We start from the raw sequence: 13194 nt of genomic DNA, 5'->3' as shown, positions 1-13194 counted from the left end.
GCCGGCCGTTATAGTCGACCATCGCCACACGACAAAACCACATGACATCCATCAACAACCTCAACCACGATGCCCTGCCCGTGGATGCGTCGTTCATCGCCGATACCACGCGTTGGCTGGAACGCGCAGTGATCGGTTTGAACCTTTGTCCGTTCGCGCGTGCGCCGCATGTGCAAGGCAAGGTGCGCATGCGCGTGAGTCATGCGCGCGACACTGATGCATTGCTCGACGACCTGTGCGGCGAGCTGCAGTCACTGAATGCGTTGGCGCCGGATGAATGCGAAACCGGATTGCTGATTCATCCTTTCGTGCTGCAGGATTTTCTGGACTACAACGACTTTCTCGATGTTGCCGATGCGGCCGTGCAGACGTTGGGGCTTGAAGGCGAATGGCAGGTGGCGAGCTTTCATCCCGATTACCAATTCGCTGATAGCGAACCGGACGCAATCGAAAATTTCAGCAATCGCTCGCCGTATCCGACGCTGCACCTGCTGCGCGAATCGAGCATCGAACGCGCGATGGAAGTGATGAGCGATACCGACGCGATCTACCGCCGCAACATCGACACGCTGCAACGGCTGGGACTCGATGGCTGGCAGGCGCTGTGGCGCGAAAAGGTCGACTGATCGCGTTTTGCGAAGCATGCGGTTCAGGTCGATGACGGGCGATGCTGTCATGCTGCCCGCGTGAAAAATCTCCCCGACCCCTACGCCGAGAGCGTCGATCCAAGCGTGCAATGCACGACCTGCGAAGCCGTCTGCTGCCGCCTCACCGTCGTGTTGATGCCGGACGATCACGTACCCGAATGGCTGATCGATCGTGATGCGCACGGCATGGAAACCCTCGCCAAGGGCGAGGACGGCTGGTGCGCCGCGGTCAATCCCAACACGTCGGGCTGCACTATCTACGACGAACGCCCGGGCATCTGCCGCAAATACGCAATGGGCAGCCCGAGCTGTCGCGACGAGCGACTGAAGTGGTTCGGCACGGCGATTCCCACCGCGGTGCACATGCTGTAGGAGCGCACCCAGTGCGCGATGATTTTCGTCAAGATGTTTTCGGCGTCGCATAACGAAGAGCTTCGCGCACAGGGTGCGCTCCTACAGCGCAAAGATCAGCGCGACGTCGCTCGCATCGAGCACACGCCATTCGCCGATTGGCAGTTGACCCAGCGTGAGCGAACCCACTGAAATTCGCTGCAGCGTTTCGACATTGTTGCCGGCAGCGGCAAACATGCGTCGCACCTGGTGATAGCGACCTTCGGTGACGGTGAGTCGCGCATAGCGCCGTCCCAATACATCGAGTTTTGCCGGTGCCAACGGCTCCTTCTCGCTTTCGAGCATCATCGTGCCGCTGGCGAAGAGCTCGCCTTCATCGCCACGCAGATCCTGTGCGAGCGTGGCCTCGTAGACCTTGCTCACCTGCGCCTTGGGCGAAATGATCCGGTGCAGCAGCGCGCCGTCATCGGTAAACAGCAACAGGCCCGTGGTATCGCGATCGAGCCGGCCGACGCTCGACAGCACCGGCGAGCGCACGTTGTAGCGCGGCGGCAGCAGATCGTAGACGACACGTCCCGGATCCTTGCGCGAGCAGGTGATGTTGAGCGGCTTGTTCATCATCAGCACGAGCCCGGGTGGTGGATCGAGCGGCTCTTCATCGACGCGGATGTTTTCGTAGGGCACGACATCGTCCGCGTAAAGTACTTCGCCGTCGGCGTCGGTGATGCGGCCGGCGCGGAACAACTGCGTCACGTCCTTGCGGCTGCCGTAGCCGAGATTGGCGATCAGCTTGACCAGTTTCATGCGCGTACTCCGTTCGCTTCGATCACCTTGAAACCATCCTGCACGACTAGCGTGCGCACGTCGCGAAAAAGCGACGACAGTGTTGCTTCATAAGGCAGATGGCGATTCGCCACGATCAGCAATTTCCCTTGCGGCAATAGCGCATCGGCCGCGCTGATGAGGAAGGCGCGGCCGAGTTCCGGCAGATCGGCGCGCCCCTGATGAAACGGCGGATTGCTGACGATCGAGTCGTAGCGCTGCGGCAAACCGCGCGTGACGTCATGCCAGTGCACGGACGTTTCCAGCTCGCGCGTGTGCCTCTGTTTCGCATTCGCAAGGTTGATTCGTGCCGGCTCGAGCGCGCGCGCCTCTGCTTCGTACAGATCGATCGCATCAATGTTCGGGCATCGCGCGATGAGCTGTGTCGCCAGATATCCGTAACCTGCGCCGAGGTCGGCCACGCGGCCATGAAGATCGTGCGGCAGATGTTCCGCCAACAACGCGGATGCGCGATCGACATGATCCCAGGCGAACAATCCCGGCCGGCTGATATAGCCGTCCGGGATCTCGCGTGGTGCATCCAGCGCGAGCCACTCGGCGAGCAGCGATGCATCGACATCGCCGTCCTTCGGCGTGCTCCAGAACGTGCGGCATTTGTACTTGGACACGTGCTGCACGGCGCCGGCGAGCTTCGCCATATCCGCCTCACCCGACTTCGCGCCATCAGTATTCGGCATACTTGCGAGCACGGTGCCGCCGGTTGCGAGATGCGTGAGTGCGCGCGCAAACAGGGCACGCGCCTCGTCGCGCTGACGCGGCGGCAACACCATCACCAGCGAAAATTTTTCATCGGCTGCTGGCTCACCGACGTGCAAGCCATTGCGACCCAGTTCATCGGCGAACGGCATGAAGCCTTGCTCGCACAACCAGCCCGCCTGCGCCATTTCGCGCAGACGAACGCCTGCACGTGCGCGCAGGAAAAGCGCGCGGCCATCGCGTGGCAGGGACAGTTCCCATTCAAACGGAACGAACAATGCGGCCAGCGCCGAATCCGGCGCGGCCGCGAAGATGGCGGCAGGTTTCACGTCAGGTCTTCAACGATGGAACGGCGCCATTATACGTGCCGACAATCGATCGCCGGCATGACAGATCACGCGCCGCTCGATTGTCCGAGGCGTCCGACCCAGCGATACAGCACCACCATCACCGCGATGAAAGCCGCACCGCCCAGAAACATCGCCGGTACGCCTGCGAACGAGTCACCGACGAGCGCAAGCGGATAGTCCTTGCCGGAAAACGCCACGAACGCGGCGATAGCCACGCCAAGCAAACCCTCGCCGACTATCATGCCGGATGCAAGCAATACGCCGAGCTGCTTGGTCGCTTCGGGATTCTTGGAGCTGCGATCGGCACGACGATCGAACCACCATCCAGCCACTGCACCAACCACCACCATCAGCGTGCTTTGTGTCGGCAGATAAATTCCCAGGCCTACCGCCAATGGCGACAGATGCGCGGACTTGGTGGTGCGACGAAGCACCTCGTCGATGATGATCATCAACACGCCGATAGCGCCGCCGATCTCCAGCAGTTCTCCATCGATATTGTGTTGAATCACGCCCTGAGCCAGTGCCGAAATCAGGCCGGCCTGCGGCGCGGCCAGCGCATGCGCGCGAGGTGCACCAGGCGCGCCGACGAAACCGTAGGCATGGTTGAGCAGGTCGAGGATTGGCGGAATGATCGCGGCACCGGCAAGTACGCCGATGACGAGCGCCCATTGCTGCTTCGACGGTGTGGCATCCACGAGCTGACCCGTCTTGAGATCCTGCAGGTTGTTGTTGGCGATGGCTGCGGCGGCGAACACGATCGAAGTGATGAAAAGCGCGAACGCCACCAACGCTTTTTCGCTGTCCGCCGGCAGCGCCGACCGAAGGCCCAGCATCAGCAGCAACGCCGCGCTGATCACCACGATGATGCCGATGCCCGACAGCGGACTGTTCGACGAGCCGATCAAGCCGGCCATGTAGCCGCACACCGCGGAGACGAAGAAACTCATCAGCACCACGAAGATCAATCCGCCCACCACGAGTGCCACGATGTGGTCGCTCAAGCCATGGCCGGCGGTCATGGCGAAGTTCGCGATCAACCAGCCGATGGGAAACAGGCACGCCAGCGAAATGAGACCGACTTGGCCGATCGGAATGTCCTGTTCGGTGCGCGGCAACGATGCGGCGTTGCCGGCGTTGCGCGCACGCGATGCAGCCATTGCAGAACCCAATCCGCTGATGACCGGCTTGACCAGTTTGGCCAGCGTCCAGATGGCCGCTACGCCGATGGTGCCTGCGCCGACGAAGCGCACCTTGTGGCTCCAGGTGGCGTTCGCCAGATCAGCAATCGAACCCACGGCCGGCGCCAGCGCCGAGAAATGCGGCACTCCCCAACCCCATCCGATCAAGGCGCCCACCAGCATCGCGATGCCCACCCACAGCCCGACCAGATGACCGATACCGAACAGCGCGAACGACAGGAAGAAATCGAATCCGGTAACTCCACCATCACTGCGAACGCGGAAATAGTTCACGACATCGCCGGCGAAAACGCGCGTAGCCACCACGATGGCGAACGCGGCGGAGACGATCGAACCCCACAACACGGCAAGCAAGCCGGCGCGGTTCGATTCAGCGGCTTCTTCGGCGCTCATGCCTTCGCCCGTGCCGGCACCGACCTTGAGCACTTCAGCGCACGCCACGCCTTCGGGATACGGCAGATCGGAATTGGTCACCAGTGCGCGACGCAACGGAATCGAATACATCACACCGAGGATGCCGCCGAGTGCGCAGATGGCGAACGAGGTCCAGTAGTTGAAGCCGGTCCACCAGCCGATCAGGATCAGCCCCGGCAGCACGAAGATGATCGACGACAACGTGCCGGCCGCCGAGGCGACCGTCTGCACGATGTTGTTCTCCTGCATGGTGGCGCCCTTGAAGTAACGCAGCACCGCCATCGAGATCACCGCCGCGGGAATCGACGTGGCAAATGTAAGTCCTGCTTTCAGGCCGAAATAGACATTTGCCGCGGTGAACACCAGCGTGATCAGTATGCCGATGATTAGCCCGCGCAAGGTCAGTTCCTTGCGTGGCGCCTCGATGGATGTGGGCTGTGCGCTCAAGATGGTTCTCCCCCGGCTGAATGCCAGTGCGGAAGATAGCGTGGATGAGCGCGTGAGGCTATTTCCCGGCTGCCTGCGTCGCCAAGCGCAGCGTCAACGCACTTTCAAAATGCCGCTGCTCGCCAGATAACGGATCGACAAACGTTAGAGTTTTCGCCAGCAACTGCAGCGGCTGTTGATAGTCATCCGGCGACTTTTCCTGCAGCACGGGATACATCGTGTCGCCGACGATCGGCGATCCGAGTGCGGCCATGTGCACACGCAACTGATGCTTTTTTCCAGTGACCGGAAACAACGCGTAGTACCAGAGCTCTTCGCCTCGCGCGAGCACGTCGATGCGCGTATTGCTGTTCGGCTCGCCCTCGCCTTCCTGCATGCGGAAAAACGGCTCGCCCGCGACGAGGCGGGTGCGGCGCCGAAGGGGAAATGTCGTCTCGCTCATTGCCGGTGCGATCGCTTCGTAACGCTTGTCGATGCGGTGTTCGCGAAACAATGCCTGGTACGCCGAGCGGCTGACACGGTTCGCCGAAAACATCACCAGCCCGGCCGTCGCGCGATCGATCCGGTGCAGTGGCACCAAGTCAGCGTTGCGCAGTTTTTCGATCAATCGCCACAATAACGTCTGCTCGACAAACATGCCGGACGGCGTCACCGGCAGGAAGTGTGGCTTGTCGACAATGACCAGATGCTCGTCGATGTGCAGCACGGTTTCGGCGAATGGAATCGGCACTTCATCCACGACTTCGCGCTGATAGTGGATGTGCATGCCGTCGTTGCAAGGCGTGTCCATCGTCACGATTCGGCCGGAGCCATCGCGCACTTTTCCCCGCGCCATGCGGTCGATCCACTGCTCGCGCGTAATGGTCGGGAAGCGAATGCAAAGTCCATCGAGCACGGTCGCCCACGGTCCCGTCGGCAAGTACGCCGTGCTGGCGTGGAGATTGCGCTGTATGGATGGGTCGAATGGCTTCATGAGTTCGCGCATTCTAGTGCGCGCAAGGTCAGTCCATTTCCGCGGACGGCTCGGCGAACGGATGCAGCGCGTAGAATGGCCGGCTGTTGTCCAGAGACCCGCCCCATGGCGCTCAACTCCACCATCTACAAAGTCGAACTGCAGATCAGCGACATGGATAGGCATTACTACGCCACCCATGCGCTGACCCTGGCGCGCCATCCGTCGGAAACCGAAGAACGCCTGATGGTGCGGCTGCTGGCGTTCGCGTTGTACGCAGACGACCGGCTGGAATTCGGCAAGGGCATCAGCGACGAAGACGAACCGGCGCTGTGGCGCAAGGCGTATACCGACGAGATCGAACTGTGGATCGAAGTCGGCCAGCCCGATGAAACACGCATCCGCAAAGCCTGCGGTCGTTCGCGCCAGGTGGTGGTCATCAACTACGGCGGCAACGTGGCCGACATCTGGTGGAACAAGAACGGTGCATCGCTGGCGCGCAACCGCAACCTCACCGTACTGGATATCCCGACATCCACCGTCGCCGGCCTCGTCGCGCTGCTGCAGCGTGGCATGCGCCTGCAATGCCTGATCCAGGACGGCCAACTCCAGGTGATGAACGACGTGGATTCGGTAACGGTCGACCCGGTGAAGCGGATGGTTTCCGGCGCCTGATCGGTTGGCCGCCTTTTACCGGATAATCGCCCGGCCCTTTCTTCTCATCACACTGGAGTCACCCATGCGCTGGTTGCTGCCCCTGTTCGCCGTCATCACCCTCGCCGCCTGCAGTGCAGCGCCGAGCGCGCACGCCACCGGCCAGGTCGACAAGCTTGTCATCGTCGATCACAAGGTAGGCACCGGCGCCGAGGCGAAACCCGGCATGAAAGTCACCGTGCACTACACCGGCTGGCTCTACGACAACAGCGCCAAGGACAAGCACGGCAAGAAATTCGACAGCTCGCGCGACGCGGGCGAGCCGTTTTCCTTCAACCTCGGCGAAGGCCGGGTCATCGAAGGCTGGGACCAGGGCGTGGCCGGCATGCACGTGGGTGGACAGCGCACGCTGCTGATTCCTGCGGCACTCGGTTATGGCGCCAACGGCGCAGGCGACGACATTCCGCCGAATGCTTCGCTGGTGTTCGACGTGGAGTTGCTGGGGGTTTCCGGGCCCTGAAGTTTTTGGCGTTGCTGGATTTCGAAGCGAGCTACACGTAGCTCATCGAGGTTGAGTGCTCGTCAAAGGATGGTCAGAGAAAGCGAGCGGAAAAGTGAATACTCGGGTCACAGCTCCTCGTCATCCCGGCCTTCGCCGGCATGACGTAGAAACGTTCCTCAGTCGGTCAAACCTGAGCTGCAATGACCTGGTGATCCACTGAAAATACTGCGCCACGAAGCGGACGAGCGCGACCGAAAAACTACTCCCCTCTTTCCGCCGCCTCGCGTCCGAGCTGGCGAATGATCGCCTCTTCCCGTGCATCGATGATCGACTGCATCACGCTGTCCACGTCGGCCAGCGTCTCGTCGAATTCGAAATGTCCGGTGAGTTCCGTGTCCGGATGCAGTTCACCCAGCTCGTACAGCGCCCACATCTCTTCGGCGTAGTGCGTGTCCAGCAGCTCGGGCGCGAAACGCGAAAGGCTGATGGCGATATTGCCGACGTCGCGCCGAAGCATGGTGCGCGCCGAGTTGTTGCCGGACGCGCTCACGGCCTGCGGCAGGTCGATGATCACCGGGCCGTCCGGCCCCACCAGCACGTTGTATTCGGAAAGGTCGCCATGTATCAGGCCGACGCAGAGCATGCGCGCGACCTGCTGCATCAGGAAACGGTGGTAGTCGCGCGCGACCTCGGCGGTCAGCTCGACTTCGCCCAGTCGGGGTGCCGAATGGCCGTCCGCATCGATCACCAGTTCCATCACCAGCACGCCGTTGAAGTAGCCGTACGGTTTCGGCACGCGCACGCCGGCAGCGGTGAGCTGGTAGAGCGCGTCGACTTCGGCGTTCTTCCACGCGGCTTCGGCTTCCTTGCGACCGAACCTGGTGGCCTTGCCCATCGCGCGCGCCTGCCGGCTGCCGCGCACCTTGCGGCCTTCCTGGTATTGCACGCGGGCCTGGAAACTGCGCTGCGCCATGTCCTTGTAGACCTTGGCGCAACGGATGTCGTCACCGGAACGCACAACGTAGACGGACGCTTCCTTGCCGCTTTTCAGCGGTCGCAGCACCTGATCGATCACACCTTCGTCGATCAGATCCTGCAGGCCCTTGGGTGTTTTCATGCGTCGGAAGCTTCGGCGATTCGTGAATTAACGCCCATTATGGCCGATCGGCAGCGAATGACGTCGGCAACTGGCTCAGGCGGGGCTACCGGCACCCAGCGCGTCCCGTGCGGTTGCCGCGATTTCGAATGAATGCCGCCGCGCCGCATGCTCGAACACGTTGGCGGTGATCAGCAATTCGTCCGGCTTGTGCCGTGCGATGAACGCCGCAATGCCCCGCGCCACCGTATCGGGCGCGCCGACCACGGCGCAGGCCAGCGCGCGTTCCACCATCTGCTTTTCCGGTGCGCTCCAGTACGTCTCGATGTCGTCGATCGGCGGCGGAATCAGGCCCGGACGACCGCGACGCAGATTGATGAAACTCTGCTGTTGGGTGGTGAACAGTCGCCGTGCCTCGGCATCGGTATCCGCGCCCACCACGTTGATGCCGAGCATCGCGTAGGGCTGCTGCAACCGCGCTGACGGATGGAAGTCGCGTCGATAGAGTGCCAGTGCCTCTTCCATCGCGTCGGGCGCGAAGTGCGACGCGAACGCGAATGGCAGGCCGAGCCGGGCCGACAAGATCGCGCTGAACAAGCTCGATCCAAGCAGCCACACCGGCACCTCGATGCCTGCGCCAGGAACGGCACGCACCGGCTGGCCGGCAACGGCGGGTTCGAAGTAGCCAAGCAATTCCATCACGTCGTGCGGAAACGCATCGGCGCTGTCGAAATAGCGGCGCAACGCTTTGGCAGTCGGCTGATCGGTGCCCGGTGCGCGGCCCAGACCCAGATCGATGCGGCCGGGATAGAGCGACGCAAGCGTGCCGAACTGCTCGGCCACCTGCAGCGGCGCATGGTTCGGCAACATGATGCCGCCGGCGCCGACGCGGATGGTCGAGGTGCCACCGGCCACGTGGCCGATCAGCACCGAAGTCGCCGCACTGGCGATGCCCGGCATGTTGTGATGTTCGGCCAGCCAGTAGCGCCGGTAGCCGAGTTTTTCGGCCAGCTGCGCCAGATTCAACGTATTTCGGAACGCCTGCGCGGCATCGCTGCCTTCGGTCACCGGCGCCAGGTCAAGCACGGAAAAGGGGATCATGTCGAACTCTCGCCATCACGAAGCTCCCGATCTGGGGGCGGTCTGGCGGATTGCCATCGCCTCATCGTCATCGCATTGGGGCGCCTACAATGGCGAACCTCCGCACGCGGCACGTCGATGACAGAACCGGTACGCCTCGCCAAGCGCGTCATTGCGCTGACCCAGTGTTCGCGCCGCGAGGCGGAGCAATACATCGAAGGCGGCTGGGTGCGGGTCGACGGCGCGGTGGTGGAAGAACCGCAATTCATGGTCGATGCGCAGACCGTGACGCTCGATCCGCATGCCGAACTGATACCGACGGAACCTGCAACGCTGGTGCTGCACAAGCCGGTCCGTTACGACGCGGTCGGCGGTGCGAACCCTGCGAACGTCCTGATCACACCCGAATCGCGGTCGTCCGATGATCCGTCCGGCGTGCGTCCGCTGAAGCGGCATCTGCACCGGCTCACTTCGCCGCTGTCGCTGCCGACCCGTGCCAGCGGCTTGTTGATCTACACGCAGGACTGGCGCGTCACGCGCAAGCTCACCGAGGACGTCAATCGGGTCGAGCAGGAATTCGTGGTCGATGTCAGCGGCACGCTGGTCCCCAACGGGCTTGCCCTGCTCAACCACGGTTTGCGTTTCAACAACTACGCGATGCCGCCGATCAAGGTGAGCTGGCAGAGCGAGCAACGCCTGCGCTTTGCCTTCAAGGTGCTGCAACCGACCCAGATCGAGGCGATGTGCCAGGCAGTCGGACTCACCGTGCTGGCGATGAAACGTCTGCGTGTGGGGCGAATTTCGCTGTCGAAGTTGCCGGTGGGGCAATGGCGCTATCTCGCGCCGGACGAACGCATCTGAAGGACCATCGCCGCGATGGGTTTTCACTGTCCGCATGTACACAGGCGCTGTCGGAACCGCTTAGAATTCCCTGCGCGTCCCACGCAGCACATCACTCGACCACACTGAGGAGCACAGCATGAGCAAGGGCCTGGATTCAAAGAAAAGCGAAAAGAAAAAGCCGGAAAAGACGATGAAGGAAAAGAAGCTCGCCAAGCAGGAAAAAAAGAAGAACAGCAAGTAATCGTTTCTTCTAGCGAGTAATCACGTGCCGGACGGGGCGACCCGTGCCGGCACGTTCTTTTTCTAGTACTGGCCCATGTAATCGCGCTTGCCGATCTCGATGCCGTTGTGGCGCAGCAGCGCGTACGCCGTGGTCACGTGAAAGAAGAATTGCGGCAAGCCATAGCTCAGCAGATAACCCTGGCCCTCGAAGCGGCGCTCTTTCGGCGTACCCGGCCGGGTGACAATTTCGCGCGTAGCCGCATTGGCGAATTGCGATTCGTCCAGGCTGCCGATGAAGGCCAGCGTGCGACCGATCAGGTCGCGCAGTTCGCCAAAGCTCTGTTCCTTGTCGTCGAATTTCGGCACTTCTGCTCCGGCCAACCGTGCCGAGATACCGCGCGCGAAATCGCAGGCCACCTGCACCTGCCGGCTCAGCGGAAACATGTCCGGAAACAGCCGCGCCTGCGTCAGCGCGGACGCGTCGATATTCTTTTCCACGACATGTGCATCCGCCTTGGCCAGGATCGCGTCGAGCGCACCGAGCATCTGTCTGAAAACCGGAACGGAGCTGTCGTAGATGTTGCTGGTCATGCGGCTTCTCGAATCGTGGAAAGGATCCGGAAGTCTAACCCGCGTTGTGATCTTTCCCTTCGCGCAGCAGAAGGCTGCAGCAAGTCACCGCGCCCTCGGCTTTCTGCAATTCGGAGACATCCACCGAGATGACCTTGAAGCCTGCGCCGAGAAGACGCTCGCGTGTGCGCGGAAAACTCGCCGGCATCAGCAAGCCATCGTCGACACGTACCACGTTCGCGGCATGCGGCTCGGCCGGATCTATGTCGATGATCCGATAATCGGCGAACGGCTCGCGATCCACCCAATCCGGTTGCAGCAGAACTGTGTCGTCCGACAGTTGCGTCACCGCGGATTTCAGATGCAGGCAGCCACGCGTCGGCACGCCCTGCACGGTGTAACCGTGCGGCGCCACCAGCGCGCGCAGTTGCGCGATGCCCGATGCATTGCTGCGCGCGGATTCGCCCACGTAGAACGCGCGCCCCATGCGCATCACATCACCGCCATCGATGGTGCCCGGCGCTTCGATCGTTGCGAGCGGCCGGAATTTCTTCAGCGCAGCGGCAACGCTCGCGACTTCGGGACGACGCGATTCCGCACCGGGCCGGGTCATCACCGCGAGTTCGTCGATCACGATGGCGACATCCTCGACGAACACGGAGTCGGGAAGATCACGCTGAACCGACAACGTCACCACGCGGCAGCCGAGGGTTTCCAGCGCGTGCATGTAATCGCGATGCTGGTCGGCAGCTCGCGCGATGTCGATCGGTTCGCGCGCCACGAACGATAATTCGCACCGCGCCATGGCGGGACTGACTTCACGAGTAATGGCGATCCACATGGCGTTCCTTTCTTGCGGCGTCAATGACAAACAACCACTAGCAATGACGAAGTTGCCAGGCGGCTAAAGCCTCATCGTAGCGCGCGCGTGCTTCATCGTAGATATCGAACACGCACCGCACGCATCCTTCGCCACAGCAATCAGCGGCATCCGGTTCGACCGGAGGCATGGGACGTGGATCGGCGGTATCGTTTTTCATCGCGCGCAGCGTAGCGCTGTTCGCCGTGCCCGATGTCGAGACTTCGACCTCGACTTGGAAGATGGGCCGTCGGCTGCGAAGATCGGGAGAGAACGCTTTCGGGACCCACAGATGCACGCATGGCCGGCCCATCCAAAACGACGCGCGATCTGGCGCGATCTGGCGATCATGCTGATCGTCACGACACTGGCTGCCTGCAGCATGCCGCGCAAAAATGCCGCGACGGTGCGTTCGCCCTATCGCGTGATCGGCTACGACAAGGCGATGGGTAGCGAGATCCCGCCAGGTGATGTCGATCGAATCGATGTGCTGATTTTCGCGTTTGCCCGCGTGCTCCAAGGCTATGTGGTGCTCGATCCACCGGTGCAGCGGCGGCTCTCGCAATTGGTCGCTCTCCAACAGCGGCATCCGCATTTGAAGGTCGTATTGTCGGTCGGCGGATGGAAGGCCGGTGGTTTTTCCGAAGCGGCCGCCACCGTCGATAGCCGCGCGCGCTTTGCCGACAGCGCGGTGCAGTTGATGGTGGCGAATCATGCCGATGGCCTCGACATCGACTGGGAATACCCCGGCCACCACGAATCGGGCATTGTCTCCAACGTCGAGGACCGCGTGAATTTCACGCTGCTGCTGCAGGAGCTTCGTCGCGCACTCGATCGCGCCGGCAATGTGGATGGTCATCACGGCGCCGATCACTACACGCTGAGCATCGCCGCTGCCGATGGGCCGTTCGTCAGCGACATCGATATCGCCGCCGCGGCAGCGAGCCTCGACTGGTTCAACCTGATGACCTACGACTTCGTCAATTCGATGACGCCATTCACTGGCCACCACAGTGGCCTCAACGATTCGACGACAGCGCCCACGGACGCGCGCAGTACGGACAAGGCGGTACGACAGTTTCTCGCCGCCGGTGTGCCGGCGCGCAAGCTGGTGATTGGCGCAGCGTTTTACGGTCGCGAATTTGCCGAGGTCTCAGCCGGCAACAACGGGCTGTATCAGTCTTACGGCCACTACCAGGGTGAACACCCTTGGCCGCAGCTCAAGGCCGATTTCATCAATCAAAACGGTTTCGTTCGCCACTGGGATGCGAAAGCGCAGGCTCCGTATCTGTGGAACGCAACCACGCATCACTTCATCAGCTATGACGACGCGCAATCACTGGCCGCGAAGGCGAATTACGTCAAGGCGCACCAGCTCGGCGGCATCATGTACTGGGAACAGGGCGAGGATCCGCAGGGCGAGCTGCTGGATGCGATCTGGCGCGGCTTGCAGTAATTTCACTGTT

Annotated in this window: 15 protein-coding genes; 6 read left to right on the top strand and 9 right to left on the bottom strand. The window is 62.0% G+C overall.

Annotation, left to right across the window (positions count from 1 at the left end; translation table 11 throughout):
* Positions 1-41: 41 nt before the first annotated feature.
* Complete coding sequence (locus GSQ73_RS10860; protein WP_158883891.1) at positions 42-626, top strand: DUF1415 domain-containing protein; 585 nt, start codon at positions 42-44, stop codon at positions 624-626.
* Positions 627-686: 60 nt separating this feature from the next.
* Positions 687-1019 (top strand): YkgJ family cysteine cluster protein, encoded by a 333-nt coding sequence (locus GSQ73_RS10855; RefSeq protein WP_158883889.1) that lies wholly within the window; start codon positions 687-689, stop codon positions 1017-1019.
* An 81-nt stretch (positions 1020-1100) separates the two neighbouring features.
* Here GSQ73_RS10855 and GSQ73_RS10850 read toward each other — a convergent pair whose 3' ends face one another.
* The 4 genes from GSQ73_RS10850 to GSQ73_RS10835 form a co-directional block, all read right to left on the bottom strand.
* The gene (locus GSQ73_RS10850) at positions 1101-1802 is read right to left on the bottom strand and encodes a pseudouridine synthase (RefSeq protein ID WP_158883887.1); all 702 of its coding nucleotides are present in this window, start codon (positions 1800-1802) and stop codon (positions 1101-1103) included.
* The gene (locus GSQ73_RS10845) at positions 1799-2866 is read right to left on the bottom strand and encodes a class I SAM-dependent methyltransferase (RefSeq protein ID WP_158883885.1); all 1068 of its coding nucleotides are present in this window, start codon (positions 2864-2866) and stop codon (positions 1799-1801) included. Before GSQ73_RS10845 ends, GSQ73_RS10850 begins: the two co-directional genes overlap by 4 nt.
* A gap of 65 nt (positions 2867-2931) precedes the next feature.
* Positions 2932-4950 (bottom strand): oligopeptide transporter, OPT family, encoded by a 2019-nt coding sequence (locus GSQ73_RS10840; RefSeq protein ID WP_158883883.1) that lies wholly within the window; start codon positions 4948-4950, stop codon positions 2932-2934.
* Positions 4951-5008: 58 nt separating this feature from the next.
* A complete protein-coding gene (locus tag GSQ73_RS10835; RefSeq protein ID WP_158883881.1) occupies positions 5009-5923 on the bottom strand; it encodes a pseudouridine synthase in 915 nt (304 codons plus the stop codon).
* 105 nt (positions 5924-6028) lie between these two features.
* Here GSQ73_RS10835 and GSQ73_RS10830 point away from each other — a divergent pair, with 105 nt between their 5' ends.
* Positions 6029-6577 (top strand): YaeQ family protein, encoded by a 549-nt coding sequence (locus GSQ73_RS10830; RefSeq protein WP_158883879.1) that lies wholly within the window; start codon positions 6029-6031, stop codon positions 6575-6577.
* A 64-nt stretch (positions 6578-6641) separates the two neighbouring features.
* The gene (locus GSQ73_RS10825; protein WP_158883877.1) at positions 6642-7076 is read left to right on the top strand and encodes an FKBP-type peptidyl-prolyl cis-trans isomerase; all 435 of its coding nucleotides are present in this window, start codon (positions 6642-6644) and stop codon (positions 7074-7076) included.
* Positions 7077-7317: 241 nt separating this feature from the next.
* On the opposite strand, the gene GSQ73_RS10820 is transcribed toward GSQ73_RS10825, so the two are convergent.
* Positions 7318-8175, bottom strand: a complete 858-nt coding sequence (locus tag GSQ73_RS10820) for a PA4780 family RIO1-like protein kinase (protein WP_158883875.1) — start codon at positions 8173-8175, stop codon at positions 7318-7320.
* A gap of 75 nt (positions 8176-8250) precedes the next feature.
* Positions 8251-9255 carry an LLM class flavin-dependent oxidoreductase gene (locus GSQ73_RS10815; RefSeq protein ID WP_158883873.1) on the bottom strand — a complete coding sequence of 335 codons (1005 nt, stop codon included), beginning with the start codon at positions 9253-9255 and terminating at the stop codon, positions 8251-8253.
* Between the two features lie 117 nt (positions 9256-9372).
* Here GSQ73_RS10815 and GSQ73_RS10810 point away from each other — a divergent pair, with 117 nt between their 5' ends.
* On the top strand, positions 9373-10095 hold the full coding sequence (locus GSQ73_RS10810; protein ID WP_158883871.1) for an rRNA pseudouridine synthase: 723 nt from the start codon (positions 9373-9375) through the stop codon (positions 10093-10095).
* A gap of 285 nt (positions 10096-10380) precedes the next feature.
* Here GSQ73_RS10810 and GSQ73_RS10805 read toward each other — a convergent pair whose 3' ends face one another.
* Genes GSQ73_RS10805 through GSQ73_RS10795 form a run of 3 tightly spaced genes read right to left on the bottom strand, consistent with a single transcriptional unit; the run spans position 10381 to position 11909 of the window.
* A complete protein-coding gene (locus GSQ73_RS10805) occupies positions 10381-10890 on the bottom strand; it encodes a DUF1993 domain-containing protein (RefSeq protein ID WP_158883869.1) in 510 nt (169 codons plus the stop codon).
* 34 nt (positions 10891-10924) lie between these two features.
* The gene (locus tag GSQ73_RS10800) at positions 10925-11710 is read right to left on the bottom strand and encodes an arginine deiminase family protein (RefSeq protein WP_158883866.1); all 786 of its coding nucleotides are present in this window, start codon (positions 11708-11710) and stop codon (positions 10925-10927) included.
* A 37-nt stretch (positions 11711-11747) separates the two neighbouring features.
* On the bottom strand, positions 11748-11909 hold the full coding sequence (locus GSQ73_RS10795; protein WP_158883864.1) for an oxidoreductase-like domain-containing protein: 162 nt from the start codon (positions 11907-11909) through the stop codon (positions 11748-11750).
* Between the two features lie 111 nt (positions 11910-12020).
* Between GSQ73_RS10795 and GSQ73_RS10790 the strand changes: the two genes are divergently transcribed.
* On the top strand, positions 12021-13184 hold the full coding sequence (locus GSQ73_RS10790) for a glycoside hydrolase family 18 protein (protein WP_158883862.1): 1164 nt from the start codon (positions 12021-12023) through the stop codon (positions 13182-13184).
* Positions 13185-13194 lie beyond the last annotated feature (10 nt).

This window comes from Rhodanobacter sp. L36 (assembly GCF_009765755.1).
Lineage (GTDB): Bacteria > Pseudomonadota > Gammaproteobacteria > Xanthomonadales > Rhodanobacteraceae > Rhodanobacter.
This window is presented reverse-complemented; position numbering and strand designations above follow the sequence as displayed.

Bases quoted from the DNA above. Each gene is read 5' to 3' on its own strand.
- GSQ73_RS10860 (WP_158883891.1), top strand. From the start codon at position 42: ATGACATCCATCAACAACCTCAACCACGATGCCCTGCCCGTGGATGCG.
- GSQ73_RS10850 (WP_158883887.1), bottom strand. From the start codon at position 1,802: ATGAAACTGGTCAAGCTGATCGCCAATCTCGGCTACGGCAGCCGCAAG.
- GSQ73_RS10835 (WP_158883881.1), bottom strand. From the start codon at position 5,923: ATGAAGCCATTCGACCCATCCATACAGCGCAATCTCCACGCCAGCACG.
- GSQ73_RS10830 (WP_158883879.1), top strand. From the start codon at position 6,029: ATGGCGCTCAACTCCACCATCTACAAAGTCGAACTGCAGATCAGCGAC.
- GSQ73_RS10825 (WP_158883877.1), top strand. From the start codon at position 6,642: ATGCGCTGGTTGCTGCCCCTGTTCGCCGTCATCACCCTCGCCGCCTGC.
- GSQ73_RS10820 (WP_158883875.1), bottom strand. From the start codon at position 8,175: ATGAAAACACCCAAGGGCCTGCAGGATCTGATCGACGAAGGTGTGATC.
- GSQ73_RS10815 (WP_158883873.1), bottom strand. From the start codon at position 9,255: ATGATCCCCTTTTCCGTGCTTGACCTGGCGCCGGTGACCGAAGGCAGC.
- GSQ73_RS10810 (WP_158883871.1), top strand. From the start codon at position 9,373: ATGACAGAACCGGTACGCCTCGCCAAGCGCGTCATTGCGCTGACCCAG.
- GSQ73_RS10805 (WP_158883869.1), bottom strand. From the start codon at position 10,890: ATGACCAGCAACATCTACGACAGCTCCGTTCCGGTTTTCAGACAGATG.
- GSQ73_RS10800 (WP_158883866.1), bottom strand. From the start codon at position 11,710: ATGTGGATCGCCATTACTCGTGAAGTCAGTCCCGCCATGGCGCGGTGC.
- GSQ73_RS10795 (WP_158883864.1), bottom strand. From the start codon at position 11,909: ATGAAAAACGATACCGCCGATCCACGTCCCATGCCTCCGGTCGAACCG.
- GSQ73_RS10790 (WP_158883862.1), top strand. From the start codon at position 12,021: ATGCACGCATGGCCGGCCCATCCAAAACGACGCGCGATCTGGCGCGAT.